The sequence below is a fragment of the Streptomyces thermoalcalitolerans genome (genome assembly GCF_039525155.1).
In the GTDB taxonomy this organism is placed as follows: Bacteria; Actinomycetota; Actinomycetes; order Streptomycetales; family Streptomycetaceae; genus Streptomyces; species Streptomyces thermovulgaris.
This window is the reverse complement of sequence record NZ_BAAAHG010000125.1, coordinates 1-1,706: the sequence shown is the minus strand read 5'-3', so window position 1 is coordinate 1,706 and position 1,706 is coordinate 1. Positions and strand designations below refer to the sequence as shown.

Sequence of the window (1,706 nt, the reverse complement as noted above, 5' to 3'; positions counted from 1 at the left end):
GTGTGGTCAGTCTTTGATGTCGCAGATGGGGGCGCCGGAGGTGAGGGCGGTGCCGACCTGGGCGGTGAGGTTGGTGACGGTGCCGGATTTGTGGGCGTTGAGGGGTTGTTCCATCTTCATCGCTTCCAGCACGACGATCAGGTCGCCCTCGTTGACCTGCTGGCCTTCGTCGACGGCGACTTTGACGATGGTGCCCTGCATGGGGGAGGTGAGGGTGTCGCCGGTGGTGGCCGGGCCGGTCTTGCGGCGGGGGCGGCGTTTGGGGCGGGCGCCGGCGGCCAGGCCGGTGCGGGCCAGGGACATGCCCAGCGAGGCGGGCAGGGAGACCTCCAGGCGTTTGCCGCCGACCTCGACGACCACGGTCTCCCGCCCGGGCTCCTCTTCGGGTTCGGCCGGGTCGGCGGGGGCGGTGAAGGGGGGGATGGTGTTGTCGAATTCGGTTTCGATCCAGCGGGTGTGGACGGTGAAGGGGCCGGTTTGGCCGTGGAGTTCGGGGGCGAAGGCGGGGTGGGTGACGATGGTGCGGTGGAAGGGCAGGGCGGTGGCCATGCCCTCGATGTGGAATTCGTGCAGGGCGCGGGCGGCGCGCTGCAGGGCCTCGGTGCGGGTGCGGCCGGTGACGATGAGCTTGGCCAGCAGCGAGTCCCAGGCGGGGCCGATCACGCTGCCGCTCTCCACGCCGGTGTCCAGGCGGATGCCGGGGCCGGTGGGCGGGGCGAAGCGGGTGACGGTGCCGGGGGCGGGCAGGAAGTTGCGGCCGGGGTCCTCGCCGTTGATGCGGAACTCGATGGAGTGCCCGCGCAGGGGCGGGTCGGTGTAGCCGAGGGGTTCGCCGTCGGCGATGCGGAACATCTCGCGGACCAGGTCGATGCCGGCGACTTCCTCGGTGACGGGGTGTTCGACCTGCAGGCGGGTGTTGACCTCCAAAAACGACAGGGTGCCGTCGGCGCCGACGAGGAATTCGACGGTGCCGGCCCCCACATAGCCGGCTTCTTTGAGGATGGCCTTGGAGGCGCGGTACAGCTCGGCGACCTGTTCGTCGCTGAGGTAGGGGGCGGGGGCTTCCTCGACGAGTTTTTGGTGGCGGCGCTGCAGGGAGCAGTCGCGGGTGGAGACGACCACCACGTTGCCGTGGGCGTCGGCCAGGCACTGGGTTTCCACGTGCCGGGGTTTGTCCAGGTAGCGCTCGACGAAGCATTCGCCGCGGCCGAAGGCGGCGGTGGCCTCGCGCACGGCGGAGTCGTACAGGTCGGGGATCTCGTCCAGGGTGCGGGCGACTTTCAGGCCGCGGCCGCCGCCGCCGAAGGCGGCCTTGATGGCGATGGGCAGTCCGTGCTGCTTCGCGAAGGCGATGACCTCGTCGACGCCGGTGACGGGGTCGGGGGTGCCGGCGACGAGGGGGGCGCCGGCGCGCTGGGCGATGTGGCGGGCGGCGACCTTGTCGCCCAGGGCGCGGATCGCGGCCGGGGGCGGGCCGATCCAGATCAGTCCGGCGTCCAGCACGGCCTGGGCGAAGTCGGCGTTTTCCGACAGAAAGCCGTAGCCGGGGTGGATCGCGTCCGCGCCGGAGTCCTTGGCCGCCTTCAGTACCTTGTCCATGTCCAGGTAGCTGGTGGCGGGGGTGTCACCGCCCAGGGCGAACGCCTCATCCGCGGCGCGGACATGCAGCGCGTCCCGGTCCGGATCGGCGTAGACGGCCACACTCG

1 protein-coding gene is annotated in these 1,706 nt (G+C 71.2%); it reads right to left on the bottom strand.

Annotated elements, in window-relative coordinates; all coding sequences use genetic code 11:
• Positions 1-6: 6 nt before the first annotated feature.
• Positions 7-1,706 (bottom strand): acetyl/propionyl/methylcrotonyl-CoA carboxylase subunit alpha (locus ABD224_RS29080; protein WP_344055287.1); only part of this gene is annotated, 1,700 nt, incomplete at its 5' end.